This window comes from Caenispirillum bisanense, assembly GCF_900230255.1.
Taxonomy (GTDB): domain Bacteria; phylum Pseudomonadota; class Alphaproteobacteria; order Rhodospirillales; family Rhodospirillaceae; genus Caenispirillum; species Caenispirillum bisanense_A.
In genome coordinates this window covers 1-26,883 of sequence record NZ_OCNJ01000013.1, presented here as the reverse complement: position 1 = coordinate 26,883, position 26,883 = coordinate 1, and the positions used below count along the sequence as shown (strand labels likewise).

Genomic DNA, 26,883 nt, shown 5'->3' with positions numbered 1-26,883 from the left:
GGGGACTCCTCGCAAGTCGGTCGGGTGCGGCCATGGTGACGATCGCCGGGCCGCCTGTCCACGACGCGGCGGAAGAAGAAGAGGTTCACTCGGTGACGCTGCGCCCGCGCCACGACGGCCGGCGACCACGCGCCGCACCGATCAGCGCGCCCCATTGCAGGGCGAGCAGCACCACCACCCCGACCGGATGCCACGGCACGGCGCGCAGGCTCTGGCGCAGCAGCACCGCCAGCAGCAGGCGCTGGCCGAGGGTGGCTGCGATGCCGAGCAGGCCCGCCGCCGTCTCCCCGGCCGCCAGCAGCAGCCACGGCCCGACGTGGCCGCCGAGCAGCAGCACCGTCCACACCGGCAGGCCGACGGGCGTCGCCATGCCCTCGGTCGCGTTCTTGGAGAACCCGGCCCAGGTGGCGGCGAAGCCGGCGTACATGCGGCAGCGGGCGAGGTCGGAGGCGTCGAACAGGTCGGTCGCGTGGCCGCCCCGGCGCAACGCCCGCGGCAGGGTCATGCCGTCGTGGAAGGACCGGCGCACGGCGGCATGACCGCCGACGGCGTCGTAGGCCTCGCGCCGCACCGCCATCAGCTGGCCGCAGCCGGCGGCGAAGCCAGGCACGCGCGGAAACAGCCGGGAGAACATCATGGGCAGGTAGCCGAGCAGCAGCATGGTGATCTGCGGCACGATCAGCCGCTCGCCCAGGCTGCCGGTGATCTGGCGCGGAAAGCCGCTGAGCAGGGCGAGGCGGCGGCGGCGCAGCAGGCGCACCACGCGGCCGACGGCGCCCGGCTCCAGCCGCACGTCGGCATCCATGAACACCAGCACCTCGCCCGCCGCCCGCTCCGCCAGCACCTTGCAGGCATGCTGCTTGCCGGCCCAGCCGGCGGGCAGGGGCGGGGCGTGCTCCAGGCGGACGCGACGGTCCTCGGCGGCGAGGCGGCGGACGATGGCGGCGGTGTCGTCGGCCGAGTGGTCATCGAGCACCACCACCTCCAGCGGCCCGTCGGCCCCCGCCAGCACCGATCGCACGGCCGCCTCGATGTTGGCCGCCTCGTCGCGCGCCGGGATCAGCACCGACACCGGGTCCTCCCACGCCCGCGGCGGCGGCGCCTTGCGGAAGAAGGCGAGGTTGACCAGCGTCAGGGCCAGCGGCAGCAGGGCGAGGCCGAGGATGATCTCCGCGACGAGGCTCATGGCGCGCCGTCCTCCGCCGCGCCGTGGCCGGCGTGGAAGCGGCGGCCGCGGAAGGTTGCGGCGGTGCGGCGCCACAGGTCGTAGACGCCGCCGACGCCGACCCGCCCGCCGAGCAGGGTGGTGAAGCGGGCGGGGTCGCGGCTCTGGGCGTCGGCGGCCAGCGCGTCCATGGTGTCGGCCAAGCGGTCCTCCAGCAACTCGCGCCAGCGCAGGACGTCGAGCCCGACGTGGTCGGCGGCGTCGATGGGGGCGCCGAAGCGCACCAGCGCCTCGGGCGTGCTCTCGTCCCAGAACGGATATTCCACCGCCAGCGGCAGCAGGATGGCCTGCGGCAGGCGGCGGCCGAGGTGGGCGATGCCTGGGCGCAGATGGACGGGGCGGCGGCGCGGGTCGGTGAAGGCGCCTTCAGCCGTGATCCACAGCATGGCGTCGGGATCGCTCAGCACGCCGAGGGACTGGCGCAGGAAGTTCACCGCGCCGGGCCGGCCGTGCTCCACCGGGAACAGGCCGATGCGGGCCATGAACCTGTACTTGGCCAGCGCCTCGGCCTCGATGGGGCCGAAGCCGGCGCGCCCGGGGAACAGGCGGCCGGCCAGCAGCATGACGAGGGCGGGGTCCCACCAGGACGGATGGTTGAGGTAGACCACCACCGGCCGCCCCGGCTCGGTGCGCGGATGGCCCTCGCGGGCGAGGCGCACGGCATGGAAGGCGCCGCGCAGGCGGCGGGTCATGACGCCCGTGAAGAAGCGCACCAGCGCCGGCTGGCGCAGGCGCACGACCTCCGGCGCAGGGCTGCCCGCCGCCGCCATGTCAGGCGGCTCCGGCGCGGCGGGCGGCGGCGGCGCCCGTGCCGGCCCCGAGGTCGGCGTCGAGGGCGTCGGCGGCGATCCAGCCGGACATCATCACCATGGGCATGCCCGGCCCCGGATGGGCGGCGCCGCCGGCCAGGTAGAGGCCTTTCAGGTCGCGCGACCGGTTGCCCGGCTTGAAGGCGCCGAGGAAGCGGCCGTGGCTCGCCAGGCCATAGATCGCGCCGTTCAGCACGGCGTAGCGGTCGTGGATGTCCTGCGGCGTCAGCACGTGCTCGACTCGGATGCGGTCCTCGATGTCGGTCAGGCCGGCGGTGCGCTTCAGCTTGTCGAGGATGGTGCGGCGGTACTGCGGCAGCAGGCGCGACCAGTCGTGGCCGGGGCGCAGGTAGGGGGTGTGGACCAGCACGTAGAGCGCCTCGCCCCCCGGCGGCGCCACGCCCGGCTCGGTGCGGGCGGGGGCGGCGAGGTAGCAGGTCGGGTCGGGCGCCGGCTCGCCCTTGCGGTAGATAGCGTCGAACTCCTCCTCCGGGTCGCGGGAGAACACGAAGTCGTGGTGCGCCAGGTGCTCGTAGGCGCGGTCGAGGCCGAGGTAGAGCACGACACCCGAGCACGCCGGCTCGTAGCTGCGCCGCCGCGCGAACCGCCGCGCCGGCTCGCCGCCGAGAAGCTCGCGATACGTACGGACCGAGTCCATGTTGGAGACGACGGCGGCCACCGGCACCACCTCGCCCGTGTCGGTCTCCACGGCGGTGACGTGGCCGTCCTCGCTGACGATACGGCGCACGCCGGTGCCGGGCCGCAGGTCGGCGCCGAGGTCGGCCGCGAGGCCCGCCAGCGCCTCGGGCACCGCCCGGGTGCCGCCGCGCGGGTACCAGATGCCCTCCGACGTCTGCATGTGGCCGATGCCGCACAGCACGGCCGGCGCGCCGTAGGGGGAGGAGCCGACGTACTGCACGAAGTGGTCGAGCATCTGCGCCACCCGCTTCTCCGGCACGTGGCCGCGGATGGTGCCGGCGACGGTGGAGCCCATGCGCAGCGCCAGCACGTCGGACAGCACCTTGACGTCGAAGCTGCCCTTCATGGTCATGGTGTCGCGCAGGTCTTCCACCGGCTTCCAGAAGAAGAACCGCTCGCTGATCTCGTGCAGGCGCTCCGACTGCCCGAGGAAGCGCCGGTAGCCGTCGCCCGAGCCGCTGCCCGGCGCGAAGGTGTCGAGGGTCCGCGCCATGGCGTCGGGGCTTTCCACCAGGTCGAGCACGCTGCCGTCGTCGAAGAAGCAGCGCCACTGCGGGTCGAGGCGCACGAGGTCCAGCCGGTCCTCCAGGCGTCGCCCGGCTTCCTCGAAGATGCGGCGCAGGACGCGCGGCAAGGTGAGGATGGTCGGCCCCATGTCGAAGCGCCAACCGCCGTCCTCCAGCACCGCCGCCTTGCCGCCGAGCCAGGGATTGCGCTCGAACAGCACCACCTTGCGGCCGCGCGCCGCCAGCGTCGCCGCCGCCGCCAGCCCGCCGAGGCCGCCGCCGATGACGGCGATGGGCAGGGAGTCGCTCATGGTCCGGGTCATCGCGGGCTCCTTCGTCGGGGTCATTCGGCGGCGCGCAGGCCGCCGATCTCGGGCAGGGCGAGCGGCGAGAGGGCGAGGTCCTCGGCCACCAGCCGGGTGGTGATGCGGGCGCCTTCGAAGATCACCGGCAGGCCGCTGCCCGGATGGGTGCCGCCGCCGACCAGATAGACGCCGTCCAGGTCCTCGAAGCGGTTGTTGGGCCGCAGGTGCAGCATCTGCCCCAGCGTGTGGGCGAGGTTGAAGGTCGCTCCCCGGTAAACGTGCAGCCGGGCCTGCCAGTCGTCGGGGGTGAAGACGGTTTCGCTGCGCACCCGCCGCCGCAGGTCGGTCAGGCCGAGCGTCTCGGCCAGGCGGTCGTAGACGAGCGCCTTGTAGCGCTCGCGCTCGCGGCTCCAGTCGATGTGCGGCGAGCGGTGCGGCACCGGCACCAGGACATAGAGCGTGCTGCCGCCGCGCGGGGCGAGCGTCGGGTCGGTGACGCCGGCGTTCTGCACGTAGAACGACGGCCGGTCGGGCAGCTCGCGGCCGTCCTCGATCTGGCGGATGTTGCGCTGGTAGTCCTCGGCCAGAAAGATGGTGTGGTGGTCGAGTTGATCGGTGGTGCCGTCGAGCCCGAGCCACAGCATGAAGGTGGAGCACGAGAAGGCCTTGCGCTCCAGCCGCGCGTCGGTCCACCGCCGGCGCAGGGCATCGGGCACGAGCCGGGTCATGGTATTGGCGAAGTCGGCGCCGATGACCAGCGCGTCGGTCTCGTGCCGGCCGTCGGGGGTGACCACGGCCTTGGCGCGGCGGCCGGCGAACTCGATGCCCGTCACCTCCGTCTGCAGGCGGATGTCCACCCCCATGCGGCGGGCGAGGCCGGCCATGGCCTCCATCACCGCGGCGCAGCCGCCGATGGGATGGTAGACGCCGTGGCCGTATTCCAGGTAGGCGAGGATGGTGAACAGGCTGGGGCAGCGGAAGGGCGACATGCCCAGGTACTTGCTCTGGAACGAGAAGGCGAGGCGCACCCGCTCGTCGTCGAAGAAGCGGCAGAGGTCGCGGTCGACGCTGGAGAACGGCCGCAGGTAGCGCAGCGACTTCATCACGTCGGGCCGCAGGTAGTCGCCGACGCCGGCGAAGGGGTTCTCCAGAACCGGCCGGAAGGCTTCCAGCTTGCGCCGGCCGTCCTCCAGGAAGGCGGGCAGGGCGGCGGCGTCGTGCGGGTTGAGGGCGGCCACCTGGCGCTGCAGTTCCTCCAGCCGGTCGGAGGCGCGCAACTCGCCGCCGGCCTCGAACACCAGGCGATACATGGGGTCCAGGCGGCGCAGGTCGACATGGTCCGCCAGGCGCTCGCCGCAGGCGGCGAAGATCTCTTCCAGGATGCGCGGGTAGAGGAAGAACGTCGGCCCGGTATCGAAGCGGAAGCCGTCGCGCTCCAGCACGGCGCTGCGGCCGCCGACGCGGTCGCGGCGCTCGATCAGGGTGACGTCGGCTCCTCTTCGGGCCAGCAGGAGGGCGGCGGCGAGTCCGCCCGGGCCTGCTCCCACGATGGTGACGCGTCGCGCCATCGCTCCTATCTCCTCCGTTCGGGTGCGAAGGCCAATCGCAGTCGGCGAGGCGTCACCGGCCTTTGGAAAAGTGACGCTTGCCAGCAACAGACGTTGAACCGGTACGCACATTTTTTCCGTACAGTTCACCCGGAGGTGACGATGCCCGACGACGAGAGCCGCAGCGCCCTGGCCGTGTCGCCGGTCGCCGAAGTGGCGCGGCGGCTGGCGGTGGCGCGTGGGGCGCAGGCGACATGGGCGGTCGAGCCGGTGAAGGCGCGGCTGCGGGTGGTACGCCGGCTGCGGCGATTGATCGCGCGCGAGGCCGAGGATCTGGCGGCGCTGGTCCACACCTACGCCGGGCGGGCGCCGGCCGAGACCCTGGCGGCGGAGATCCTGCCGCTGGTCGCCGCCTGCCGGTTTCTGGAAGGCGAGGCGGAGGCCCTGCTGGCGCCGCGGCGCCTCGGGGCCGAGGGGCGGCCGCGCTGGCTGGCGGGCGTGACGGCGGAGGTGCGGCGCGATGCGCTCGGTGTCGTGCTGGTCATCGCGCCGGGCAACTACCCCCTCATGCTGCCGGGCATCCAGATGATACAGGCGCTGGCGGCGGGCAATGCGGTGGCGGTGAAGCCGCCGCCGCAGGGCTCGGTGGCGCTGCTGCGGCTGGCGGCGCTGCTCGACAAGGCGGGGCTGCCGGACGGGCTGGTGCAGGTGCTCGGCGAAGGGGTGGCGGAGGCCGAGGCCGCCATCGCCGCCGGCGTCGACAAGGTGGTGCTGACCGGCTCGGTGGAGACGGGGCGGGCGGTGCTGCGCCGGCTGGCCGAGGCGGTGGTGCCGGCGACCATGGAACTGTCGGGCTCCGACGCCGTGATCGTGTTGCCGGGGGCCGACCTGGATCTGGTGGCGCGCAGCGTCGCCTACGGGCTGCGGCTCAACGCGGGCGCCACCTGCATCGCGCCGCGCCGCATCGTCGTGCCGCGCGATCAGGCGGCGGAGTTGGAGGCGCGTCTGCTCGCCCGCCTCGCCGAGGTGCCGCCGGCGGCGGTGCCGCTGCGGGTGCGGCGGCAGGCGGCGACGCTGGTGCGGGCGGCGGTGGAGCAAGGGGCGCGGCTCGCGACACCGCCCTTCGACCCGGCCGAGGGTGCCATGGCGCCGGTGCTGGTGGCCGACGCCCATCCGTCCATGGAGCTGTTGCAGTCCGACGTCTTCGCCCCGGTGACCACCCTGGTGGCGGTGGCCGACGCCGAGGCGGCCCTGCGGGTGGCGCACGAAGGCCCCTACGGCCTCGGCGCCAGCGTGTTCGGCCCGCGCAAGGCGGCGGAAGCGGTGGCGGCGCGCCTGCGGGTCGGCAGCGTCACCGTCAACGACCTGATCGTCCCGACCGCCGACCCGCGCCTGCCCTTCGGCGGCCGCGGCTGGAGCGGCTTCGGCGCCACCCGCGGGCCGGAAGGACTGCTGGAGATGACGCGGCCGAAGGCGATCAGCGTCCGCCGCGGCCGCTTCCGCCCCCACTTGCGACCGCCGCGCGACGGCGACGCCCGCCTCTTCGCCCTCTACCTCCGCCTCGCCCACGGCGGCTGGCGCGGGCTGCTCGGGCGGTGACGGTGTTGTGTGATGATGGCGGGGGGATTAGGTTGATAGCATCGCCAGCACAGGAGCCAGGGTGCCATCATGCCCGCCGTCACCATCCGCAACCTGCCCGACGAGGTGCACCGCGCCCTGAAGGTGCGCGCCGCCCGCCACGGCCGCAGCACCGAAGCGGAGATGCGCGAGATCCTGGCGGCCGCCGTCCGCCCGCCCGACCGCCTGCGCCTCGGCACCGCGCTTTCCGCCCTGAGCCGGGAGGCGGGCCTGACCAATGCCGACGTCGACGCCCTCGCCGAGGCGCGGGACCGGATCCCCGCCGTGCCCATGAGCCTCGAATGATCGTCCTCGACACCAACGTCGTGTCCGAGGCGATGAAGCCGGCGCCTGCCGCGGCCGTGCGCGACTGGCTGGATGCGCAGGCGGCGGAAACGCTGTTCCTGACCAGCGTCACCATCGCCGAGTTGCGGTTCGGCGTCGGCGCGCTGCCGGATGGCCGCCGCAAGCAGCAACTCGGCGAGGTTCTCGACGGCGTGCTCGGGCTGTTCGCGGGGCGCATCCTGCCCTTCGACACGCCCGCCGCCCTGCGCTATGCGGATCTGGCCGTGGCGGCCCGGGCTGCCGGCCGCGGCCTGCCGACGCCCGACGGCTACATCGCCGCCATCGCGGCCGCGCACGGCTTTTCCGTCGCGACCCGCGATACCGGCCCGTTCGAAGGCGCGGGCCTGCCCGTCATCGATCCGTGGACGTATGGAGGCTGAGGAACCCATGCACAGTGGCCAGGAAGAGACGACGCGCCGGCCAGCGCGGCGGCCCGCCCTGCGCAGTCTCATGATCGCCGCCGCCGCCCTGGCGGTCGCCGCCGTGCCTGCGACAGCGCAGCAGGGGGTGCCGGTGCGGGTGACGGTGTTCGGCATCCACAACGACCGCGGCGAGGTGCTGGCGGCGGTCTGTCCGGAGGCGGACTTCCTGTCCGACCGCTGCACCCTGCGGGCCGCGGCGCCGGCGGCCTTCGGCGCGGTGACGCTGACCCTGCCCGCCGTGCCGCCGGGCCGCTATGCGGTGCAGGCCTTCCACGACGAGAACGGCAACCGCACCATCGACCGCAGCCTGTTCGGCATGCCGAAGGAAGGCATGGGGTTCAGCAACGGCGCGCCCATGCGCTTCGGCCCGCCCGACTTCGCCGAGGCGGCGGTGGACGTCGGGCCGCAGGGCGCCGACGTGGTGGTGCCCCTGCGCTAGTTCGACTGAGGCAGGCGCAGGAAGCTGCCGAGCCAGAACTGCGACAGCTGCTTCATGATGTCGATGAGGTCGTCGATGGTGATGGGCTTCACCATGTAGGCGTTGGCGTGGCGGCGGTAGCTCTCCACCACGTCGCGTTCGGCCTCCGAGGTGGTCAGGATCACCACCGGAAGGTCGCAGAGGTCCGGCGACTCCTTGATTTCCAGCAGGGTCTGCCGGCCGTCCTTGCGGGGCATGTTGAGGTCGAGCAGGATCAGGTCGGGCCGCGGCTGACCGCTCCGCAGGTAGTCGATGCACTCCTGCCCGTCGCGCACCCAGTGCAGCGCCACGCGCGGTTCCGCTTCCTTCAGAGCCTCGCGGGTCAGCTCGGCGTCGTCCGGGTTGTCGTCGGCGAGCAGGAAGAGGGGGGCTCGGGTCATCAGGCAGGAACTCCCGCGGCCGGGTCGGCCGCATCGGCGGGTAAGTCGGGAGCGGCGGCAGCGGGCGCGGGGACCGGGCCCGTCGGGGGAACCGCGCTCAGGGTGAAGCGGACGTCGCACCCTACACCGTTGGCGGCGCAAATCCACATTCTTCCGCCATGGATCTCGGCGATTCGCCGCGCCACGGAAAGGCCGATGCCCGTGCCGCCCTGGCCGCTGTCGGGGGCGAGTTTCTTGAACAGGTGGAACACCGTCTCGCGTGCCGCATCGGGCACGCCGATGCCGTTGTCGCGCACCGAAACCTCCCACACCTCGCCGCGCCGCCAGGCCCGCACGGTGATGCGCGGCGGCCGGTCGGGGGCGGCGAAGGCGACGGCGTTGTCGATCAGGTGGTCCATCAGGCAGCCGAGCTGCGCGGCGTTGCCCGCCACCACCGGCAGGTGCTCGGCAGCGATGTGGACGCCGGCATGGCGGCGGGCGGCGGCGTGCACCAGATCGGCGAGCGCCACCGGGGCGAGGCTGCGCGCGCTGGCGTCGAGCACCGCGTAGTCCATCAATTCCTTGAACATGACGCGCATGCGCTCCGCCGCCGTGGTGATGCGGGTCATGTAGTGGCGGGTCTGCGGGTCGATGTCGTCGCCCAGGCGGCGGGCGAGCAATTGGGTGAAGCCGCCGATGGCACGCAAGGGTTCCTGCAGGTCGTGGGCGGCGATGTAGGCGAAGCGCGCCGTCTCCGCCCGCGCCTTGGCCATGTCCTCCAGCGTCTGCCGCAGGTTCTTTTCGCGCGCTTCCAGGTCGTCGGCCATGACGTCGAGGTCGTGGCCGAGCGCCGCCAGACCGCTGCGGTCGTGCCAGCGGTCGGCGCGGCCGTCGTAGTCGCCCTGGGCGAAGCGGCGGGCGGTGTCCGACAGGTGGTCGAGGCGGCGCAGCAGCAGCCGGTCGACCGCCAGATAGACGCCGCCGAGCGACACCGCCACCAGCACGGCGAAGGCCGCGAACCACAGGCGGGCGTGCGAGTCGATGCGCCCGACCACGGCGTCGTTCGCGACGCTGGCCGACACGATGGCGCCACGCGGCAGGCCGGACAGCGCCACATGCACCGTCAGCCGCTCCGGATCGTCCTCGGCGCCGCCGCCGCCGCCGGCGAGGGCGGCCAGGGCCCGGCGCAGCTCCGCCGCCGGCAGGGTTGCGCCGGGCGGCAGGGCGGGGTCGCTGGCGCCGAGCACGAGGCCGCTGCGGTCGAACACGACGATGCGGGCCCCCGCCCGGCCGCTGCGGGCGGTGAGCGTGTCCTGCAGCCAGTCCAGCGACAGGCCGGTGTTGATGGTGCCGACCACGTGTCCGCCGGCATCGCGCAGGGGTTGCGACAGCACGACCACCGGCTTACCGGACAGCGCACCGAGCTTGAACCCCGACAGGCCGAGCCCGCCGGTCTCGAAGGCTTCGCCGATGTTGATCTGGTTGCCGACGAAGACAGGAGCCGGCAGCGGGCCGGAACTGCAGACGATGTAGGCGCTCGCGTCGACCACCGAGAAGTTGGTGTAGCGCCGCTGGCCGGCGGCGATGCCGCGCAGCACCGCCGGGCAGTCCGGGTGGCCCGGCGTCGCCAGCTGCGGCACGGCGGTGAGGGAGGCGAGCAGTTCGGCGGCGCGGGTCAGTTCGACGGTCAGCTGCTGGCTGACGGAGGCGGCCGTGCGGGCCATCGACTCGCGTTCGTGCGCCAGCATCAAGGTGCGCTGTTCGGCCACGTGCACGGCCTGATAGCCGGCCAGCGGGGCGAGCACCACCGCCACCAGGACCATCAGCCATCGGCGCTCCGTGCCGAAGCGGAACCGCCTGCTCCTCATGACGGGTCGTTCCTCCGTCGCAGCTTACGCAGGAGCGTCTTAGCGCGGGGGCGCCGCGAAGGAAAGCCTGTCTTCCGGCCAGCCCGCCGCCGATCCGGCCGATCCGGTCAGCGGCGGCCGCAGCGGGCCACCAGGGCGTGGCCGCGCGTCAGCGCCTCTTCCGGCGGCAGCGGTGCCGCGCCGTCGCCGAAGCTGGCGAAGGCCATGGCGAGCAGCACGGCGTCGTCGAGCGCGCGGTGTGGCGTCAGGTCCGACTTGGCGCCGAGCGCCGGCCCGCCGGGGGCGGTGGCGTGGTCGAGGGCGACGGGCGGCGGATCGCGCAAAAGCCGCAGCCAGCCCCCGTCGAAGGACGGATTGTCGCTGCGCACGATGCGCCCGGCGAGGTCCGCCGCCAGACGGTCGGCGACCTCGTCGGCGGGCAGGCCCTCGGCGGCCACCCGCTCGCGCGTCAGTCCGTGCAGGGCTTCGGCCTCGCGCGTCCAGGCGAAGCGGTCGAGCCAGCCGGGGGCGGGGCGGACGAGGTAGCTGGCGCCGTGCAGCAGGTCGGCGCTGCACCACGCCACCTCCAGCGGAAAGCCGTGGCTCAGGCTGGAGGCCTCGACGTCGAGGAAGGCGATGGCATCGGTCGGCATGCTGGCTCCCGGGCGGTGGCTACGGGAGCCAACGCCGGAGGGCGGCCGCGGGTGCCGGGTCAGTCTTCGTCGGGCAGGGCGGCCCACAGGTCGTATTCGTCGCTGAACTCGACCTTGGCCTGGACGATGTCGCCCGGGGCGACGCGCGTCTCGCCGTTGAGGAAGACGTTGCCGTCGATCTCCGGCGCGTCGGCCCACGAGCGGCCGATGGCGCCTTCGTCGTCGACTTCGTCGATGATGACCTCGATGGTGCGGCCGACCTGGCGGGCCAGCTTGCGCTCGCTGATCTTCTGCTGGGCGGCCATGAAGCGCTCCCAGCGCTCCTGCTTCACCTCTTCCGGCACCGCACCGGCCAGGGCGTTGGCGGTGGCGCCTTCCACCGGCTCGTACTTGAAGCAGCCGACGCGGTCCAGCTCCGCCTCCTCCAGCCAGTCGAGCAGCACCTGGAAGTCGCGTTCCGTCTCGCCGGGGAAGCCGACGATGAAGGTGGAGCGCAGCGCCAGGTCGGGGCAGATCTCGCGCCAGCCCTTGATGCGGTCGAGGGTCTTTTCCTGGTGGGCCGGGCGCTTCATGGCGCGCAGCACGTCGGGGCTGGCGTGCTGGAAGGGGATGTCCAGGTAGGGCAGGATCTTGCCCTCGGCCATGAGCGGGATGACCTCGTCCACCGACGGGTAGGGGTAGACGTAGTGCAGCCGCACCCAGGCGCCCAGGTCGCCCAGCTCGCGGCAGAGGTCGAGCATGCGGGCCTTCACCGGGCGGCCCTTGTAGGGGCTTTCCTCGTAGCCGAGGTCGACGCCGTAGGCCGAGGTGTCCTGCGAGATGACCAGCAGTTCCTGCACGCCCGCCTGCACCAGCCGCTCGGCTTCATAGAGCACCTTGGCGGCCGGGCGGCTGGCCAGATCGCCGCGGATGGAGGGGATGATGCAGAAGCTGCAGCGGTGGTTGCAGCCCTCGGAAATCTTCAGATAGGCGTAATGGCGCGGCGTCAGCTTGATGCCCTCGGCCGGCACCAGATGGGTGTAGGGGTCGTGCGCCGGCGGCACCGCTTCGTGCACCGCGTCCATCACCTGCTCGTACTGGTGCGGCCCGGTGACCGACAGCACGTTCGGGAACTGCTCGCGGATGGTCTGTTCCTCGCCCCCCATGCAGCCGGTGACGATGACGCGGCCGTTTTCCTTCATGGCCTCGCCGATGGCCTCCAGGCTTTCGGCCTTGGCGCTGTCGAGGAAGCCGCAGGTGTTGACGATCACCGCCTCGGCGCCCTCGTAGCTCGGGCTCAGCTCGTAGCCCTCGGCCCGCAGCTTGGTGAGGATGCGTTCGGAATCGACGAGGGCCTTCGGGCAGCCGAGGCTGACGATGCCGATCTTCGGGGCGGCCGGCTTGGACGCGGTGGCGGAGCCGGGAGCGGGGGCGGCGGTCTTGGTCATGCGCAGGGTTCCGGGGGAGCGGGTGAGGGCGACGCCGGCGGGCTCGCGGCCGGCAGGGCGTCGCACGTCCTTCGGCCGGGGACAATAGGGCATCCGGCGCGCGGCGCAAGTCCCTGCCGTCGACTCAGGTTGGGGTGCACGCGAGAAACGTGATGCTTCACAACCCTTCCGATTGGCAGGGGAAAGCGCGCATGGGATGAAGTAACAAGATTGGGCACGCCAGACGTGCAGACCGATCCACTTCATCCGGAGTTTTCGTTCGATGGATATCCAGATCAAGGTCGTCAACGAGTCCGACGACGACGCCTACATCCTCTTCTTCCAGAAGCCGGAGCTGGCCAACCCCAACCGCATCTACAGCGACGTCTTCCCGGTCGCCTGGCGGGTGGTGCCGCTCGGCCACAACAGCACCTCCACCATCGTCTACCCGGTGAACCTGCAGGTGACGGCGCAGGAGCACACGCCGGTCTACAACGCCGCCAACCGCCTGACCTACCAGGACACCGACCAGGGCCAGGCCTGGAAGTTCATCACCAAGGGCGACTTCGCCGACATCGAGACCGACGGCAAGAGCGACGGCAGCGAGGTGATCCTGCGCAACAACGCGCCGGAACGCATCGACGCCGGCCTCGCCAAGGACGGCAAGGTGCTGCTGGTGCAGCGCGGTCTCGGCCTGGACGAGCAGGCGGTGTTCCAGCTCACGCCCAAGCTCTACGTCGTCTACACCCGCGACATCGCCGAGGGTGAGCTGATCAAGGGCGACACCGCCTCGCAGCACACCAAGGAAATCGACCTGACCAACCTGCAGAGCATCACGGTCGCCCTGGTCAACGGCACCCCGGGCACCGGCCAGAAGATCTGGGAGCTGCGCGACCGCCGGAACGTCTGATCGCGCCGTCACGGCCCGCCGCGCAACCGCCGGCGGGTCGTGCGGGGGGAGGGGCGGCCGGGGCACCGACTGCGCCGGCCGTTCCGCCCGCCTCCGCGCGCCGCTTCGTCCTTCTTCATCCCCGCGCCGCCGGGCGCCTGCCGGGAACCCGCCATGATCCTGTGTCTGCTGACAGCGTGCCGCGCCACCGCGCGCGCCCTCTACGCCGACTGCCCGCGCGGGCTGTTCGGCTCGATCCGGACGGCCGCCGACCCGACATGCGCCGCCGCGCCGGAACTCCTCGACCGCGACGAGCATCTGTTCGTGGCCGCCGCCTGCCGCGACGGTGCCCTCACCGATTTCCTCGACGACGCGCGCTGGACGCCCGCCGCCCTCGCCGACATGGTGCGGCCGCTCCTGCCGGCCCGCTGGCACGGCCGGGTGCATCTGGCCGCCGGCGCCACGGTGCCGGACTTCGCCGCCGCGCTACTGGAGATCCTCGGCCGCGACACCTTCGCCGGCCGCGTCTTCGGCCTGCGCGACAATCCGCAATTCGCCATTCCGGCCGCCGGGGACCGCCTATGGATTCCCGCGGCATGACCTGCGCCGGCTTCACCTCCCCGCTCGCCTGCGGTGTCGTCTCCTCCACCGGAGCGGCGGGCGCGGCGGCCGGAGCCGGCGGCCCCGGGGCGTCGCGTTCCCCCCGCAGCAGCGACGACGCATCCCGGGGCGGCGCGGGGGAGGGACCGCCATCCTCCGGCGGCTCTCCCCCGCTTCCCGCACCCCTGCAGCACGCCGCCCTCGGGCTGCTCGACTGGCTGGCCTTCGGGGTCGTCGCCATCGGCCTCGACGGCGTCGTCCACTGGAGCAACAGCACCGCCGCCGCCATGCTGGCGGACAGCGAGAGCCTGATGACCGTGCGCGACCGCCTGTGTGGCCGCACGCCGCGCGACGCCGCTTTGTTCAGCGCCGCCCTCGATGCCGTGCGCGACGATCTGGCGGCCGGTCGGCAGCCGGCGGTCGGCGTGTTCAGCCCGCGCGGCCTGCTGCCGGAAGAGCATACGGCGGCCCTGCTGGTGCCGCTCGGCACGGCGGCGCCGCCGCAGGTGGCGGTGCTGCTCTGCCCGCGCCTCGACCGGCGGTTGAGCGGCGTCGTGCCCCTGCTCATGGGCGCCTTCGGCCTGACCCGGCGGGAGGCGGAACTGGTGCAGACGCTGGCCGGCGGCAACACGCTGGAGGACTTCAGCCGCGACCACGGCATCACCCGCGGCACCGCCCGCTGGCACCTGCGCAACACGCTGTTCAAGATGGGCTGCGGCCGCCAGGGCCATGCCGTCGCCCGCCTGCTGGCGAGCCCGCTGACCCTGGTCGACCTGGGCCGCCAGGCGCCGCGCCAGAAACAGCCGCGCCGCCGTCGGCCCGACGGCTGACGGCGGCGGGGGCGAACCGGGAGGCGCCTGTACCTCCTCGTCGGTTGCCCGTCAGGCGCTGGTGGCGTACTGGCGGCGGCTGCCGCGCGAGACGTCTTCGAGGAACGACGCGATCACCGCGTTGACCGTCTCGGCGTGGGTCACCGGCCCCATGTGGCCGGCGCGCGGCACGGTGTGCAGCATCATACAGGGCAGCGCCGCACCCAGCAGGCGGCAGATGCGGCGCGACGGCGCCGGCGACTGGTCGCCTTCCACGATCAGCACCGGCATGGACAGCATGCAGGTGTAGTCGACCAGCGGCGTCTGTTCCGAGAACAGCGCCCAGAAGTCCATGGACACCCGCGGCAGCTGCGCGGCGAAGGCGGCGCGGCGGTCCTCGGGCATGGTCTTGAAGGTGCCGGGCGCGTTCCAGTAGTCGATGAAGGCCGCCATGCCGCCGTACCAGTCGCCGCTGGTGGCCGCCCGCACGGCGGCGGCGGACAGGCCGGCGACTTCCGTGAACAGGCGGCGGTCGGCGTCGTTGCCCTGGCGCAGCAGGTGGAACAGCGACGGCTCGTAGACGGCGATGCTGGCGACGGCGCCGGGATGGTCGATGGCCGCCCGCAGCGCCACGGCGCCGCCGTAGGAATGGCCGACCACGTGCACCGGGCGGCCGAGGCGGCGGGCGATCTCGGCCACGATGCCGGCTTCCTCGCCCAGTTGCAGCGGCTTCTTGCCCGGCCACGGGGCGGAGCCGCCGCAGCCGTGCAGGTCGGGGGTGACGAGGCGGTAGCCGAGCCCGGCCAGAACGCCGCCGAGGCCGCGCCACTGGCCGCCGGCCGAGGCGGAGCAATGCAGCGCCACCACCGGCTCGCCGCTGCCGGTTTCGGCCAGCGCGATGCGGGCGCCGTGCAGGGTCAGCGCGTCGCCGATCGGCGCATCGCGCAGTTCGAGGGTGTCGCTGGGCATGGTCGGGCTCTCCGGGTGGCGTTTCGAGTCGCGGGCACAGCCGCTGTGAGTGGCAGAGTGCCTCGCTCGTGTTTCGGCTGTATGGCGCCGCCGGAGGGAAATTGTTTCGAAGGTTTCAGCCGCGAAACACCGCCGTTGCATCGCGCCCGCTTTTCACCCGTGCCGCTTTGTCGGATATTGCTCGGCTGAGGACGGACTGACGGACGGAGCCGAATGGCCGGCGAACGCATCATCGTGGTCGACGACGAGCCGCACCTGCGCGAGCTGGTCGAGGATTACCTGCTGGAACACGGATACAAGGTGCGCACCGCCGGGTGCGGCACCACCCTGCGTGCCGCCCTGGCCGAGGAGCCGGCCGATCTCGTGCTGCTCGACGTCAACCTGCCGGGCGAGAGCGGCTTCGCCATCGCGCGCGCCCTGCACGCCGAGAACGGGCCGCCCATCATCATGCTGACCGCCTCGGGCGACGTGGTGGACCGGGTGGTGGGGCTCGAGGTCGGGGCCGACGACTACGTCACCAAGCCCTTCGACTTCCGCGAGCTGCGCGCCCGCATGGAAGCGGTGCTGCGCCGCCACCGCAAGGCCGCTGCCGCCGCCGTGAGCGCTCCCGCCGCCGCCGCCACGGCCGGCCCGGCGGCGGGCGGGCGCAGCGTGCGCTTCGGCGTCGCCCGCCTCGACCTCGACGCCCGCCGCCTGCTGCGCGACGACGGCGAGGAGGTGAAGTTGACGGCCATGGAGTTCGACCTGCTGCACGCCTTCGCCACCCACCCCAACCGGGTGCTGACGCGCGACCAGCTGCTCGACATGGCGCACAACAAGGAGTGGGAGCCCTTCGACCGCTCCATCGACATCCGCATCGCCCGCATCCGCCGCAAGATCGAGCCCGACCCGGAACACCCGCAGGTCATCAAGACCGTGCGCGGCGCCGGCTACATCTACGTGCCCGGCGGCTAAAGGCCGCGTCGCCTGACGTGCGGCTGACGGCGGGCAAAAAATCCCCGCTTCGGCCACCCCCTCGGCTATGATCCGCCGCACGCGCCGCCGGGCGCCCGTTTTCCATCACCGCGCAGAGCCATGACCGCCGAGACTCCGCTTCGCCTCCTCGTCCTCGACGTGGACGGCACCATCGTCGACAGCCTCCACAACATCGTCGCCGCCATGGAGATGGCCGCCGCCGACCACGGCATCGTCTGCCCGCCGCCGGCCCGCTGCCGGCGCGTCGTCGGGCTGGAGCTGGTGGAGGCCGTCGCCACCCTGTTCCCGGATCTGGACGACGCCCTGCACCGCGCCGTCGCCGACAGCTACAAGCGCTCGTTCCAGGTGCTGCGCGCCGCCCCCGACCACGTCGAGAACCTCTACGCCGGCGCCGTCGACGCCATCGCGGCCCTGGAGGCGCAGAACGTGATCCTCGGCATCGCCACCGGCAAGAGCCGCCGCGGCGTCGCCGCCATGCTGGCCCGCCACGGGCTGGAAGGCCGCTTCCTCACCATCCAGACGCCCGACGACAACCCCGGCAAGCCGCACCCCGGCATGCTGCTGCGCGCCATGGCCGAAACCGGTGCGGCGTCCGAGCACACGGTGATGGTCGGCGACACCACCTACGACATGGCCATGGCGCGGGCGGCACGATGCCATGCGCTCGGCGTCGCATGGGGGTATCATCCGGTGGAGGAACTGCACGCCGCCGGCGCCCACGTCGTCATCGAGGACTACGCGGACCTGCTCGCGGCGGCGCAGCGCCTGTGGTGCGGAGGAGCAGGGGAGGGCGGCTGATGCGCATCGGGACATTCTTAAAGGCGGCCGGCGTCGGCGTGGTGGCGCTGGGCGTCGCTGGCGCGGCCATGATCATGGCGGTCGACGTCGACCAGTACCGCGGCTTCGTGGAACAGCAGGTGGAGGCCGCCACCGGGCGCGACCTGGTGATCGGCGGCGGCATGGACCTGTCGGTGTCGCTGACGCCGGCGGTGGTCATCGAGGACGTGACCTTCGCCAACGCCGCCTGGGGCTCCCGCCCCGAGATGCTGAAGGCGCGCCGCGTCGAGGCCGAGGTGGAACTGCTGCCCCTGCTGCGCGGCGAGATCAAGGTCGCCCGCCTGGTGCTGGTGAGCCCCGACCTGCTGCTGGAGATCCGCGAGGACGGCACCGGCAACTGGGTGCTCGACGCCCCCGCCGCCGCCGAGGCGCCCGCCACCGAGGGCGCGAAGACGCTGCCCGACCTGCAGCTGGTGCGCATCGAGGACGCCGTCGTCACCCTGGCCGACCGCGCCGCCGGCACCACGCGGCGCCTGGAACTGGCCGCCCTGGAGGCCGCCGCCGACGGCTGGGCGGCGCCGCTCGCCGTCGCCGGCTCGGGCAAGCTGGACGACGCCGCCTTCACCCTGGAAGGCCGCCTCGGCCCGCTCGCGGCCCTGACGACGCCGGGCGGGGCGCCCTATCCGGTGGCGGTGACGCTCGGCATGGCCGGCGCCACCCTGGCCGCCGACGGGACGCTCGCCCAGCCGCTGGAGGGCACCGGCATCGACATGACGGTGAGCCTGAACGCGCCGGAGCCCGAGCGGCTGGCGGCGGTGGCGGGGCTCGTCCTCGCCGACGACGCGCCGCCGCTGCGCTTCGACGGCCGCGTCCGCGACGTGCCCGGCGGCTGGTCGGTGGAGAACCTCGCGGCGTCGCTGGGCGACACCAGCCTCGCCGGCAGCCTGCGCGCCACCCTGGAGGGTGCCCGGCCGCAGATCGCCGGCAGCCTGTCGTCGCCGCGCATCGACCTGGCGAAGATCCTCGGCCCGGCGTCCGAGACGGCGGGCGGGCCGCCGGTGCGGGTGTTCCCGACGGAGCCCCTGCCGTTCGGGCTGATGAAGCTCGCCGACGCCGAGCTGGAACTGGCCGTGCAGACTCTGGTGCTGCCCGACGGCACGCAGATCGCGCCGCTGTCGGGCACGGTGGCGCTGCGCAACGGTCGCCTCGACCTCAAGCCGCTCGACGCCGGCCTCGGCGGCGGCACGGTGAGCGTGGTGGGGGCGCTGGACGCCTCGCGCGGCAAGGAGGCGGTGCTGGCCCTCGACCTCACCACCCGCGGCGTCGTGCTCGGCAGCCTGCTGGAGCAGGTGGGGCAGGGCGGCGCCGTCAAGGACGGCCCGCTGGACGCCACCATCAAGGTCTCGGGCCGCGGCACCAGCGTGCACGGCATCATGGACACGCTCGACGGCACGGTGACGGTGACGGTCGGCGCCGGCACCATCGACAACCAGGCCATCCAGTCGTGGACGCAGGACATCGCCCTGCGGCTGGTGGACAGCCTCAACCCCTTCGCCGCCAAGGAACGCTACACCGTCATGCAGTGCGGCGTGGTGAACCTGACGGTGAAGGACGGCATCGCCACCGCCGACCGCGGCATCGCGGTGGAAACGCCCAAGTTCTCGCTCGCCGGCTCGGGCACCATCGACCTCGGGGCGGAAACGCTCGACCTGGCGGTGAAGACGGCGGTGCGCGAGGGCACCGGCATCGCGACCGCCAACCTCGCCAACCTGGTGCGGGTGCAGGGGCCGATCCTGAAGCCGGGCATCGGCATCGACCCGCTGGGCGCGGCGCGCACGGCCGTCTCCATCGGCGGCGCCATCGCCTCGGGCGGGCTGTCGCTGCTAGCCGAGACCTTGATCGACCGCACCACCGGCGATGCCGGCGCCTGCGACGTCGCGCTCGGCAAGGCGGCCCCGGCGCCCGCTCCCGCGCCGGCCCCCGGCCAGATCGCGCCGGCCCCGGCCCCCGCCGAGGCGGCGCCTGCCGACCCCGTGCAGGGCATCGGCAATGCGTTGAAGGGCCTGTTCGGCCAGTGATCTTTCCAAGGACAGAAGACCGATGAGTTCGATCGAAAACCGTCCCATGAAGCGCTTCTACAAGACCGCCGAGGCGGTGCCGACGGGCGACGGCCGCCACGCCGTGCGCCTGGACGGCCGGCCCGTGCGTACGCCGTCGAAGGCGGAACTGGCGGTGCCGTCGGAGCGTCTGGCGGCCGCCGTCGCCGCCGAGTGGAACGCCCAGGGCGAGACGCTGAAGCTGGCCGAGATGCCGCTCACCCAGCTCGCCAATACCGCCATCGATCAGGTCGGCCGCATGCGGGCGCAGATGGTCGACGAGCTGCTGCGTTTCGCCGAGACGGAACTGCTGTGCTACCGCGCCGACGAGTCGCAGCGGCCGCTGCAGGAGCGTCAGGCGGCGACGTGGCAGCCGCTGCTCGACTGGGCGCGCACGCGCTACGACGCCGAGTTCTGCGTCACCGCCGGCCTCATGCCGGTCAGCCAATCGCCGCAGGCATTGAAGGCCCTGCGCCTGGCGGTGGAGGAGCTGGACGACTGGCGCCTGACCGCCCTGCAGGCCGCCGCCGCGCCGCTCGGCTCGCTGGTGCTGGCGCTGGCGCTGGTCGAGGGGCGGGTGACGGCGGACCAGGCCGCCGACGTAGCCTTCCTGGACGAAGCCTACCAGATCGAGCAATGGGGCGAGGACGCCGAGGCGAAGGCCCGTCTGGACCGCCTGCGCAAGGATATTTCGGACGCGGTGGAATTTTTGGCGCTGGTCGGTTCGTAAGTCCGACAAACGAGCAAACAAGTTGCTGAAAGCCGCAGAAACCTGCGGCTTTTGGGCTCTTTTCAGTGGCGTCCCGACGGCGAAGGTGCTATCCCGATTTCCCGCCAAATCGGGTGGGACCTCCGCCAAGTTGAGGGAGCCAATGCAAGAGATCATTCGTCTGCTCGAGGAAAAACGTGCGCAGGCCCGCCTGGGTGGCGGCCAGAAGCGCATCGACGCCCAGCACGGGAAGGGGAAGCTGACCGCGCGCGAACGTCTCGAGCTGCTGCTCGACGAAGGGTCCTTCGAAGAATGGGACATGTTCGTCGAGCACCGCTGCGCCGACTTCGGCATGCAGGACAGCAAGACCCCGGGTGACGGCGTGGTGACCGGCTACGGCACCATCAACGGCCGCCTCGTCTTCGTGTTCAGCCAGGACTTCACGGTGTTCGGCGGCTCCCTGTCGGAAGCCCATGCCGAGAAGATCTGCAAGATCATGGACCAGGCCATGAAGGTCGGCGCGCCCGTGATCGGCCTCAACGACTCCGGCGGGGCGCGCATCCAGGAAGGCGTCGCCTCCCTCGGCGGCTATGCCGAGGTGTTCCAGCGCAACGTCATGGCCTCGGGCGTGGTGCCGCAGATCTCCATGATCATGGGCCCCTGCGCCGGCGGCGCGGTGTACTCGCCGGCCATGACGGACTTCATCTTCATGGTGAAGGACAGCTCCTACATGTTCGTCACCGGCCCCGACGTGGTGAAGACGGTGACGCATGAAGTGGTGACCGCCGAGGAACTGGGCGGTGCCGTCACCCACACCAGCAAGTCCGGCGTCGCCGACCTTGCGTTCGAGGACGACGTGCAGGCCCTCCTGCAGCTGCGCCGCTTCATGGACTTCGTGCCGGCCTCCAACCGCGAAGAGCCGCCGGTGCGTCCGACCAGCGACCCCAGCGACCGCCCCGACTGGTCACTCGACACGCTGATCCCGGACAACCCGAACAAGCCCTACGACATGAAGGAGCTGATCACGAAGGTCGTCGACGAAGGCGACTTCTTCGAGATCCAGCCCGAGTTCGCCAAGAACATCCTCATCGGCTTCGGCCGCTTCGAGGGCCGCACCGTCGGCATCGTGGCGAACCAGCCGATGGTGCTGGCCGGGTGCCTGGACATCGACAGCTCGCGCAAGGCCGCCCGCTTCGTGCGGTTCTGCGACGCCTTCAACATCCCGCTGGTGACCTTCGTGGACGTGCCGGGCTTCATGCCGGGCACCACGCAGGAATACGGCGGCATCATCAAGCACGGCGCCAAGCTGCTGTACGCCTATGCCGAGGCGACCGTGCCGAAGGTGACCGTCATCACCCGCAAGGCCTACGGCGGCGCCTACGACGTCATGAGCTCCAAGCACCTGCGCGGCGACGTGAACTACGCCTGGCCGACGGCGGAAATCGCCGTCATGGGTCCGAAGGGCGCGGTGGAGATCATCTTCCGCGGCGACATCGGCGACGAGAAGAAGATCGCCGAGCGGACCGAGGAATACCGCCAGAAGTTCGCCAACCCGTTCGTCGCGGGCTCGCGCGGCTACATCGACGACGTCATCATGCCGCACAACACCCGCAAGCGCATCTGCCGCTCGCTCGCCATGCTGCGCGACAAGCAGCTGGAGAACCCGTGGCGCAAGCACGGCAACATTCCGCTGTAAGCGCGAGCGTCCGACGGATTGGCGGGAGAGTGAGGAACCACCAAGACACCAAGACACCAAGAGGGCGTCGCCTGGCGCACCTAGAGAACCAGGCGACGGATACCCTGCTTGATTTGCGGTACGTTGAAGTTGATCAGGAGGCCGAGGCGGCACCCGGTCAGCTTGAGGTAGGTGAGAAGTTGGGCATCGAACACCGGATTGTGCCGCTCGGCGGTCTTCAGTTCGACGATGAGCCGGCCATCGACCAGCAGGTCGAGCCGCATCCCGCCTTCGATCCTGATGCCGTCGTAGAGCACCGGGTAGACCACCTGCCGCGCGAAGGGAATGCGGCGCTTGGTCAACTCGTGGCACAGGCAGGCCTCGTAGACCGATTCGAGCAGGCCCGGACCGAGCGTGGAATGCACGCGATACGCCGCATCCACCACCGCCCGGGCGAGCCGATCGAGGTCGGGGTGCAACGGATCCCTTGGTGTCTTGGTGTCTTGGTGGTTCACAACAGCACGACCTCCCGCCGCGAGCTGATGAGGGGATAGGCAATATCATGTTCAAGAAGATCCTGATCGCCAACCGCGGCGAGATCGCCTGCCGCGTCATGAAGACGGCGAAGAAGATGGGCATCAAGACGGTGGCCGTTTACTCGGACGCCGACCGCGAAGCCCTGCACGTGCAGATGGCCGACGAGGCGGTGCACATCGGGCCGCCGCCGTCCGCCCAGTCCTACCTGCTGATCGACAAGATCGTGCAGGCCTGCGTCGACACCGGCGCCGAGGCCGTCCATCCGGGCTACGGCTTCCTGTCGGAGAACCAGGCCTTCCAGAAGGCGCTGGCGGAGAAGGGCATCACCTTCATCGGCCCCGACGCCCACGCCATCTACGCCATGGGCGACAAGATCGAGTCCAAGAAGCTCGCCAAGGAAGCCGGTGTCTCCACCGTTCCCGGCTACATGGGCGTCATCAAGGACTCGGCCGAAGCCGTGAAGATCGCCGAGGAAATCGGCTTCCCGGTCATGATCAAGGCCTCCGCCGGCGGCGGCGGCAAGGGCATGCGTCTGGCCTGGAACGCCAAGGAAGCCGCCGACGGCTTCACCTCGGCCACCAACGAGGCGCGCGCGTCCTTCGGCGACGACCGCGTGTTCGTCGAGAAGTTCATCGAGCAGCCGCGCCACATCGAGATCCAGGTGCTGTCCGACGGCGAGAATTGCCTCTACGTCGGCGAGCGCGAGTGCTCCATCCAGCGCCGCCACCAGAAGGTGATCGAGGAGGCGCCGTCGCCCTTCCTCGACGAGGCGACGCGCAAGGCCATGGGCGAGCAGGCGGTGGCGCTGTCCAAGGCGGTGAACTACCGCTCGGCCGGCACCGTCGAGTTCATCGTCGACGCCAACCGCAACTTCTACTTCCTAGAGATGAACACCCGCCTGCAGGTGGAGCATCCGGTGACCGAACTGGTGACCGGCCTCGATCTGGTGGAGTGGATGATCCGCATCGCCGCCGGCGAAAAGCTCACCGTGCAGCAGTCGGACATCAAGCTGAACGGCTGGGCGCTGGAAAGCCGCATCTACGCCGAAGACCCGTACCGCAACTTCCTGCCGTCGACGGGCCGCCTCGTGCGCTACCTGCCGCCGGCCGAGAGCGACACGGTGCGCGTCGACACCGGCGTCTACGACGGCGGCGAGATCAGCATGTTCTACGACCCCATGATCGCCAAGCTCTGCACTTACGGGGCGACGCGTGACGAGGCCATCGCGCACATGCGCCGGGCGCTGGACGAGTTCTACATCCGCGGCGTCAGCCACAACATTCCGTTCCTCGCCTCGCTGATGAGCAAGCAGCGCTTCGTGGACGGCCGGCTGACCACCAACTTCATCGCCGAGGAATACCCCGACGGCTTCTCCGCCGACGACCTGCCGGCCGACGACCCGACCGTGCTGGTGGCGGTGGCCGCGGTCATCAACCGCTTGCACGCCGACCGCGCCGCCATGGTCTCGGGCCAGCTGGCCGGCCACGGCATGGAGATCCGCACCGACTGGGTGGTCCGTCTCAACGACGAGTACACCCCGGTCCACGTGGAACGCGCCGCCGACGGCGAGCACTACGAGGTCACCATCGACGGCACCGCCTACGGCGTCGTCTCCGACTGGACCTTCGGCGAGCCGCTGTTCCGCGGCACGGTGAAGGGCGAGGAGGTGACCGTGCAGGTCGACGCGCTCGGCACCGGCTTCCGCCTGTTCCACAACGGCGCCCAGGCGGTGGCGGTGGTCTATACCCCGCGCGGGGCCGACCTCGCCCGCGTCATGCCGAAGAAGGAGCCGCCGGACCTGTCCAAGTTCCTGCTGTCCCCCATGCCGGGCCTGCTGGTCTCGGTGGCGGTGGCCGAGGGCCAGGACGTGAAGTCGGGCGAAACCCTGGCGGTCGTCGAGGCCATGAAGATGGAAAACGTGCTGAAGGCCGAGCAGGACGGCACGGTGAAGAAGATCCACGCCCAGCCGGGCGCCTCGCTCTCGGTGGACCAGATCATCATCGAGTTCGAGTGACGGCAGGCCGGTCCGGGCGTGCGGCGGGTTGACCTGAGGGGAATCCCGCCGTAAGTCAGGATCCGGAATGACGGAAACGGAGAAAGCCCTGTCGGGTTGGTCCTGACGGGGCTTTCCTGTTTTGCCTGAACGATACCCAGACACGGACACCGAAGAGGAGGCGCCGCCCATGACCAAGACCGAAATCGCCCAGGTTCAGGAATACCTGCGCCGCACCTTCGGCAATGCCAAGATCTCCGTCAACGCGCCGAAGAAGGCCGGCCAGCCGGTGGAAGTGTTCTGCGGCGAGGAATTCATCGGCGTCCTGCACCGCGACGAGGAAGACGGCGAGGTCTCCTTCGACCTGCACATGACCATCCTCGACATGGACCTGCCGCCGGCCCCGCGCGGCTGATCGGCCGAACCAGGGAACAGGGGAAGCAAGGGGAGCCAGCCATGGCCACCGCCGCCGGCTCGTACGACTTCTACGTCCGCCATCTGCGCTTCATGGCGCGCACCGCCGCCCACGGCGACACCGTGGTGGCGGTGATGATGGACCAGCTGAACCGCGTCGCCGACGGCATCGCGGCCGGCCGCGGCAGCTACGTCGTGCCGGCCAAACGCCTGCGCGTCACAGCGCGGGCGTTGGCCGGGCTGGCGGGCTTCCTGCAGCAGCAGATCCTGCCGGAGGTGGTGGCCGCCGGCAATGCGGTGGGCGAGCGCCAGGTGCGCTGGGTCATCGACACGTCCATGGAGACCGTGGCGGCCCTGATGATCCACGCCGAAACCACCGGCGACGGCGAGGACTGCCCGGTCACCCTGCCGCCCCCGCCGGAAGCGACTCCTTAGGCGTCGGCCAGTTCGGCGGAGCGATCGCGCAGCGGCTGCGGCGCCGAAGCCCCGAGCAGGGCGAGCACGCCGTCCACGGCCTCGGTCAGCGAGGCCGCCGGACGGGCATCGTCGGCCGCGGCGCGGTCGGCCACCGGCACCAGTCCGTCGGCGCCGACGCGCATCACCACCGGCCACAGGCGGCCGTCGCCGGTGAAGAACTCGATCTGGCCGTCCTCGCGGTCGGGGCCGATGACGAACACCGGCTTGGCGTCGATCCCCTGGTCGATGAAGCGCGCGCGCAGGTGGGCGATGATCTCCTGCGGGACGATGTGCGGCTGCGACATGCGGCGTGCTCCTCTCTTTAGGGTGCTTTGGCCGCAAGTCTCTCCGCTTACGCCGTGCGAGAAAAGCGAAGCTTTTCCGACTGCTCCCTCAGGACGAGCAATGTCCGAAAGTTCACCCGGTGAAGCGGGCCTGCAGACGGGCTTCCAGCGCCTGGGCGTCGAAGGGGGCACGGACCTTGCGGTCGTTGTCGAAGAACACGAAGACGTCGCGGCTGCGCGCCGCCGGCGGCGGGTCCGGCGACAGGCGCACGGCGTCGTCGGGCTCGGCGCCCGTCGCCCAGGCCGCCACCCGCGCCGCCCAGCGGTCGAGCGCCGCATCGTCGTAGCCGCTGGCGTAAAGCTCTTCCGAGCCGTGCAGGCGCAGGTAGACGAGGTCTGACGTCACGTCCATCAGGCAGGGCCAGTCCACGGAATCCGACACCACCAGCCCGACGTCGTGGCGGCGCAACCGGGCGACGAAGTCGGGCGTGCGGAAGCTGTCGTGGCGGATTTCCATGACGTGGCGGATGCGGCGGCGGGCGTCGGTGGTGGTCCAGGCGCGGCCCTCCAGGCGCTGGTCGTGGCGGGCGGCGAGGGCGGCGGCGGCCTCGGTGTCTCGCGGCAGGCTGGCGAAGAAGGTCTCCAGGCGCGCAGGGTCGTAGCGGAAGCTGGGCGGAAACTGCCACAGCACGGGGCCGAGCTTGGGGCCGAGGCGCAGCAGCCCCTGCGCCCAGAAGTTGGCGGCGGCTTCCTCGATCCCTTTCAGGCGCAGCATGTGGGTGAGGTAGCGCGACGCCTTCACGGTGAAGACGAAATCGTCGGGCGTCGCGTCGGCCCAGGCGGCGAAGGAGTCCGGTCGCTGCAGGCTGTAGTGGGTGCCGTTGATCTCCAGCGTGCGGAAGGCGCGCGAGGCGAACTCCAGCTCCCGCCGCTGGGCGAGCTTGGGCGGGTAGAACACGCCGCGCCACCCGGCATAGCGCCAGCCGGACACGCCGATGCGGATGTCGCCGTGGTGGATCATGCCGGGAGAATGCCGGAGCGGCCGGCGGGGATGCAGGGCGAGGGGGCCCCCTTCCCCTGCATTGTCGTGGCCGGACTTGATCCGGCCATCCACGGCTCCACTGGCTTCTGCCGCCTGTCCACACCGCCCTCCACGGCCAGCGTCGTGCACGCCGCGGATTGTATGTTGGCGTCGCTCTCTGAGATGAGAGAGTAGGATGCCGGCGGCATTTCGGACGTGGATTGGTCTTGCGACCGAGGGCATCTCGAAAGCCGCCGGCATCACGGTCTTACACGCGAACGGAAGTCTGGGCATAACCCGCATACAATCCGGCGTGCGGACCCTTCCCCTATGGTGCGGGAGGTCGAAATGACGGACAAGCTCTATTACGGTGTCGACGTCTCGAAGGACTGGATCGACGTTTCCGACCACCTCGGCGGCTCAGGCGCGCGACTGCCGAACAGCGAGGAAGCCATCGCGGC

Annotated in this window: 27 protein-coding genes; 15 read left to right on the top strand and 12 right to left on the bottom strand. The window is 71.5% G+C overall.

Translation table 11 applies throughout. From position 1 onward, the window contains the following. Positions 1-85: 85 nt before the first annotated feature. Genes CRP50_RS21505 through crtI form a run of 4 tightly spaced genes read right to left on the bottom strand, consistent with a single transcriptional unit; the run spans position 86 to position 5,112 of the window. A complete protein-coding gene (locus CRP50_RS21505) occupies positions 86-1,186 on the bottom strand; it encodes a glycosyltransferase (RefSeq protein ID WP_097281259.1) in 1,101 nt (366 codons plus the stop codon). Beyond that, positions 1,183-1,995, bottom strand: coding sequence for a lysophospholipid acyltransferase family protein (locus CRP50_RS21500; protein ID WP_097281258.1), 813 nt, complete (start codon positions 1,993-1,995; stop codon positions 1,183-1,185). The genes CRP50_RS21505 and CRP50_RS21500 overlap by 4 nt, the downstream gene beginning before the upstream one ends. Before the next feature lies 1 nt (position 1,996). Next, complete coding sequence (locus CRP50_RS21495) at positions 1,997-3,562, bottom strand: phytoene desaturase family protein (RefSeq protein ID WP_245913609.1); 1,566 nt, start codon at positions 3,560-3,562, stop codon at positions 1,997-1,999. A gap of 20 nt (positions 3,563-3,582) precedes the next feature. Then, entirely contained in the window at positions 3,583-5,112 is a 1,530-nt protein-coding gene (gene crtI / locus CRP50_RS21490; protein WP_097281257.1) for a phytoene desaturase family protein, read from the bottom strand. Positions 5,113-5,253: 141 nt separating this feature from the next. Between crtI and CRP50_RS21485 the strand changes: the two genes are divergently transcribed. The 4 genes from CRP50_RS21485 to CRP50_RS21470 all read left to right on the top strand — a co-directional run bounded on the left by CRP50_RS21485 (position 5,254) and on the right by CRP50_RS21470 (position 7,914). Beyond that, positions 5,254-6,690: an aldehyde dehydrogenase family protein gene (locus CRP50_RS21485; RefSeq protein ID WP_097281256.1), complete on the top strand. Its 1,437-nt coding sequence runs from the start codon at positions 5,254-5,256 to the stop codon at positions 6,688-6,690. A 69-nt stretch (positions 6,691-6,759) separates the two neighbouring features. After that, a complete protein-coding gene (locus CRP50_RS21480; RefSeq protein ID WP_097281255.1) occupies positions 6,760-7,014 on the top strand; it encodes a FitA-like ribbon-helix-helix domain-containing protein in 255 nt (84 codons plus the stop codon). After that, the gene (locus tag CRP50_RS21475) at positions 7,011-7,433 is read left to right on the top strand and encodes a type II toxin-antitoxin system VapC family toxin (RefSeq protein WP_097281254.1); all 423 of its coding nucleotides are present in this window, start codon (positions 7,011-7,013) and stop codon (positions 7,431-7,433) included. The genes CRP50_RS21480 and CRP50_RS21475 overlap by 4 nt, the downstream gene beginning before the upstream one ends. 7 nt (positions 7,434-7,440) lie before the next feature. Further along, positions 7,441-7,914, top strand: coding sequence for a DUF2141 domain-containing protein (locus CRP50_RS21470; RefSeq protein ID WP_245913606.1), 474 nt, complete (start codon positions 7,441-7,443; stop codon positions 7,912-7,914). Here the strand turns inward: CRP50_RS21470 and CRP50_RS21465 are convergent. From CRP50_RS21465 to rimO, 4 genes are all read right to left on the bottom strand, one after another. Further along, positions 7,911-8,333 (bottom strand): response regulator, encoded by a 423-nt coding sequence (locus CRP50_RS21465; RefSeq protein ID WP_097281253.1) that lies wholly within the window; start codon positions 8,331-8,333, stop codon positions 7,911-7,913. The genes CRP50_RS21470 and CRP50_RS21465 overlap by 4 nt on opposite strands. Continuing rightward, positions 8,333-10,180 carry an ATP-binding protein gene (locus tag CRP50_RS21460; protein WP_097281252.1) on the bottom strand — a complete coding sequence of 616 codons (1,848 nt, stop codon included), beginning with the start codon at positions 10,178-10,180 and terminating at the stop codon, positions 8,333-8,335. The genes CRP50_RS21465 and CRP50_RS21460 overlap by 1 nt, the downstream gene beginning before the upstream one ends. A gap of 107 nt (positions 10,181-10,287) precedes the next feature. After that, positions 10,288-10,812 (bottom strand): hypothetical protein, encoded by a 525-nt coding sequence (locus CRP50_RS21455; protein WP_097281251.1) that lies wholly within the window; start codon positions 10,810-10,812, stop codon positions 10,288-10,290. A gap of 59 nt (positions 10,813-10,871) precedes the next feature. Continuing rightward, positions 10,872-12,239 carry a 30S ribosomal protein S12 methylthiotransferase RimO gene (gene rimO, locus CRP50_RS21450; RefSeq protein ID WP_097281250.1) on the bottom strand — a complete coding sequence of 456 codons (1,368 nt, stop codon included), beginning with the start codon at positions 12,237-12,239 and terminating at the stop codon, positions 10,872-10,874. A gap of 262 nt (positions 12,240-12,501) precedes the next feature. Between rimO and CRP50_RS21445 the strand changes: the two genes are divergently transcribed. From CRP50_RS21445 to CRP50_RS21435, 3 genes are all read left to right on the top strand, one after another. Beyond that, positions 12,502-13,128 carry a hypothetical protein gene (locus CRP50_RS21445; protein WP_097281249.1) on the top strand — a complete coding sequence of 209 codons (627 nt, stop codon included), beginning with the start codon at positions 12,502-12,504 and terminating at the stop codon, positions 13,126-13,128. Positions 13,129-13,281: 153 nt separating this feature from the next. Beyond that, on the top strand, positions 13,282-13,707 hold the full coding sequence (locus CRP50_RS21440; RefSeq protein ID WP_097281248.1) for a hypothetical protein: 426 nt from the start codon (positions 13,282-13,284) through the stop codon (positions 13,705-13,707). Continuing rightward, positions 13,704-14,537, top strand: a complete 834-nt coding sequence (locus CRP50_RS21435) for a helix-turn-helix transcriptional regulator (RefSeq protein ID WP_141415219.1) — start codon at positions 13,704-13,706, stop codon at positions 14,535-14,537. Before CRP50_RS21440 ends, CRP50_RS21435 begins: the two co-directional genes overlap by 4 nt. 51 nt (positions 14,538-14,588) lie before the next feature. Here CRP50_RS21435 and CRP50_RS21430 read toward each other — a convergent pair whose 3' ends face one another. Beyond that, on the bottom strand, positions 14,589-15,485 hold the full coding sequence (locus CRP50_RS21430; protein ID WP_176525294.1) for an alpha/beta fold hydrolase: 897 nt from the start codon (positions 15,483-15,485) through the stop codon (positions 14,589-14,591). Positions 15,486-15,698: 213 nt separating this feature from the next. Between CRP50_RS21430 and CRP50_RS21425 the strand changes: the two genes are divergently transcribed. From CRP50_RS21425 to CRP50_RS21405, 5 genes are all read left to right on the top strand, one after another. Further along, positions 15,699-16,439, top strand: a complete 741-nt coding sequence (locus CRP50_RS21425; RefSeq protein ID WP_097281245.1) for a response regulator — start codon at positions 15,699-15,701, stop codon at positions 16,437-16,439. A 120-nt stretch (positions 16,440-16,559) separates the two neighbouring features. After that, the gene (locus tag CRP50_RS21420; RefSeq protein ID WP_097281244.1) at positions 16,560-17,258 is read left to right on the top strand and encodes an HAD-IA family hydrolase; all 699 of its coding nucleotides are present in this window, start codon (positions 16,560-16,562) and stop codon (positions 17,256-17,258) included. Next, the gene (locus tag CRP50_RS21415) at positions 17,258-19,315 is read left to right on the top strand and encodes an AsmA family protein (protein ID WP_097281243.1); all 2,058 of its coding nucleotides are present in this window, start codon (positions 17,258-17,260) and stop codon (positions 19,313-19,315) included. Before CRP50_RS21420 ends, CRP50_RS21415 begins: the two co-directional genes overlap by 1 nt. A gap of 22 nt (positions 19,316-19,337) precedes the next feature. Next, on the top strand, positions 19,338-20,063 hold the full coding sequence (locus CRP50_RS21410) for an ATP12 family chaperone protein (protein ID WP_097281242.1): 726 nt from the start codon (positions 19,338-19,340) through the stop codon (positions 20,061-20,063). Positions 20,064-20,205: 142 nt separating this feature from the next. After that, complete coding sequence (locus tag CRP50_RS21405) at positions 20,206-21,738, top strand: acyl-CoA carboxylase subunit beta (RefSeq protein WP_097281241.1); 1,533 nt, start codon at positions 20,206-20,208, stop codon at positions 21,736-21,738. Between the two features lie 80 nt (positions 21,739-21,818). Here CRP50_RS21405 and CRP50_RS21400 read toward each other — a convergent pair whose 3' ends face one another. Next, on the bottom strand, positions 21,819-22,232 hold the full coding sequence (locus tag CRP50_RS21400) for a GxxExxY protein (protein ID WP_097281240.1): 414 nt from the start codon (positions 22,230-22,232) through the stop codon (positions 21,819-21,821). Between the two features lie 47 nt (positions 22,233-22,279). On the opposite strand from CRP50_RS21400, the gene CRP50_RS21395 reads away from it, so the two are divergent. From CRP50_RS21395 to CRP50_RS21385, 3 genes are all read left to right on the top strand, one after another. Beyond that, positions 22,280-24,268 (top strand): acetyl/propionyl/methylcrotonyl-CoA carboxylase subunit alpha, encoded by a 1,989-nt coding sequence (locus CRP50_RS21395; RefSeq protein ID WP_097281239.1) that lies wholly within the window; start codon positions 22,280-22,282, stop codon positions 24,266-24,268. 169 nt (positions 24,269-24,437) lie between these two features. Continuing rightward, complete coding sequence (locus tag CRP50_RS21390; protein WP_097281238.1) at positions 24,438-24,662, top strand: DUF3126 family protein; 225 nt, start codon at positions 24,438-24,440, stop codon at positions 24,660-24,662. A 41-nt stretch (positions 24,663-24,703) separates the two neighbouring features. After that, entirely contained in the window at positions 24,704-25,096 is a 393-nt protein-coding gene (locus tag CRP50_RS21385) for a hypothetical protein (RefSeq protein WP_097281237.1), read from the top strand. Here the strand turns inward: CRP50_RS21385 and CRP50_RS21380 are convergent. Further along, positions 25,093-25,422, bottom strand: coding sequence for a hypothetical protein (locus tag CRP50_RS21380; RefSeq protein WP_097281236.1), 330 nt, complete (start codon positions 25,420-25,422; stop codon positions 25,093-25,095). The genes CRP50_RS21385 and CRP50_RS21380 overlap by 4 nt on opposite strands. A 112-nt stretch (positions 25,423-25,534) precedes the next feature. After that, positions 25,535-26,422, bottom strand: a complete 888-nt coding sequence (locus CRP50_RS21375) for a DUF72 domain-containing protein (protein ID WP_097281235.1) — start codon at positions 26,420-26,422, stop codon at positions 25,535-25,537. Positions 26,423-26,883 lie beyond the last annotated feature (461 nt).

Coding starts and splice junctions, on each gene's coding strand:
- CRP50_RS21505 (WP_097281259.1), bottom strand. CDS start 1,186: ATGAGCCTCGTCGCGGAGATCATCCTCGGCCTCGCCCTGCTGCCGCTG.
- CRP50_RS21500 (WP_097281258.1), bottom strand. CDS start 1,995: ATGGCGGCGGCGGGCAGCCCTGCGCCGGAGGTCGTGCGCCTGCGCCAG.
- CRP50_RS21495 (WP_245913609.1), bottom strand. CDS start 3,562: ATGACCCGGACCATGAGCGACTCCCTGCCCATCGCCGTCATCGGCGGC.
- crtI (WP_097281257.1), bottom strand. CDS start 5,112: ATGGCGCGACGCGTCACCATCGTGGGAGCAGGCCCGGGCGGACTCGCC.
- CRP50_RS21485 (WP_097281256.1), top strand. CDS start 5,254: ATGCCCGACGACGAGAGCCGCAGCGCCCTGGCCGTGTCGCCGGTCGCC.
- CRP50_RS21480 (WP_097281255.1), top strand. CDS start 6,760: ATGCCCGCCGTCACCATCCGCAACCTGCCCGACGAGGTGCACCGCGCC.
- CRP50_RS21475 (WP_097281254.1), top strand. CDS start 7,011: ATGATCGTCCTCGACACCAACGTCGTGTCCGAGGCGATGAAGCCGGCG.
- CRP50_RS21470 (WP_245913606.1), top strand. CDS start 7,441: ATGCACAGTGGCCAGGAAGAGACGACGCGCCGGCCAGCGCGGCGGCCC.
- CRP50_RS21465 (WP_097281253.1), bottom strand. CDS start 8,333: ATGACCCGAGCCCCCCTCTTCCTGCTCGCCGACGACAACCCGGACGAC.
- CRP50_RS21460 (WP_097281252.1), bottom strand. CDS start 10,180: ATGAGGAGCAGGCGGTTCCGCTTCGGCACGGAGCGCCGATGGCTGATG.
- CRP50_RS21455 (WP_097281251.1), bottom strand. CDS start 10,812: ATGCCGACCGATGCCATCGCCTTCCTCGACGTCGAGGCCTCCAGCCTG.
- rimO (WP_097281250.1), bottom strand. CDS start 12,239: ATGACCAAGACCGCCGCCCCCGCTCCCGGCTCCGCCACCGCGTCCAAG.
- CRP50_RS21445 (WP_097281249.1), top strand. CDS start 12,502: ATGGATATCCAGATCAAGGTCGTCAACGAGTCCGACGACGACGCCTAC.
- CRP50_RS21440 (WP_097281248.1), top strand. CDS start 13,282: ATGATCCTGTGTCTGCTGACAGCGTGCCGCGCCACCGCGCGCGCCCTC.
- CRP50_RS21435 (WP_141415219.1), top strand. CDS start 13,704: ATGACCTGCGCCGGCTTCACCTCCCCGCTCGCCTGCGGTGTCGTCTCC.
- CRP50_RS21430 (WP_176525294.1), bottom strand. CDS start 15,485: ATGCCCAGCGACACCCTCGAACTGCGCGATGCGCCGATCGGCGACGCG.
- CRP50_RS21425 (WP_097281245.1), top strand. CDS start 15,699: ATGGCCGGCGAACGCATCATCGTGGTCGACGACGAGCCGCACCTGCGC.
- CRP50_RS21420 (WP_097281244.1), top strand. CDS start 16,560: ATGACCGCCGAGACTCCGCTTCGCCTCCTCGTCCTCGACGTGGACGGC.
- CRP50_RS21415 (WP_097281243.1), top strand. CDS start 17,258: ATGCGCATCGGGACATTCTTAAAGGCGGCCGGCGTCGGCGTGGTGGCG.
- CRP50_RS21410 (WP_097281242.1), top strand. CDS start 19,338: ATGAGTTCGATCGAAAACCGTCCCATGAAGCGCTTCTACAAGACCGCC.
- CRP50_RS21405 (WP_097281241.1), top strand. CDS start 20,206: ATGCAAGAGATCATTCGTCTGCTCGAGGAAAAACGTGCGCAGGCCCGC.
- CRP50_RS21395 (WP_097281239.1), top strand. CDS start 22,280: ATGTTCAAGAAGATCCTGATCGCCAACCGCGGCGAGATCGCCTGCCGC.
- CRP50_RS21390 (WP_097281238.1), top strand. CDS start 24,438: ATGACCAAGACCGAAATCGCCCAGGTTCAGGAATACCTGCGCCGCACC.
- CRP50_RS21385 (WP_097281237.1), top strand. CDS start 24,704: ATGGCCACCGCCGCCGGCTCGTACGACTTCTACGTCCGCCATCTGCGC.
- CRP50_RS21380 (WP_097281236.1), bottom strand. CDS start 25,422: ATGTCGCAGCCGCACATCGTCCCGCAGGAGATCATCGCCCACCTGCGC.
- CRP50_RS21375 (WP_097281235.1), bottom strand. CDS start 26,422: ATGATCCACCACGGCGACATCCGCATCGGCGTGTCCGGCTGGCGCTAT.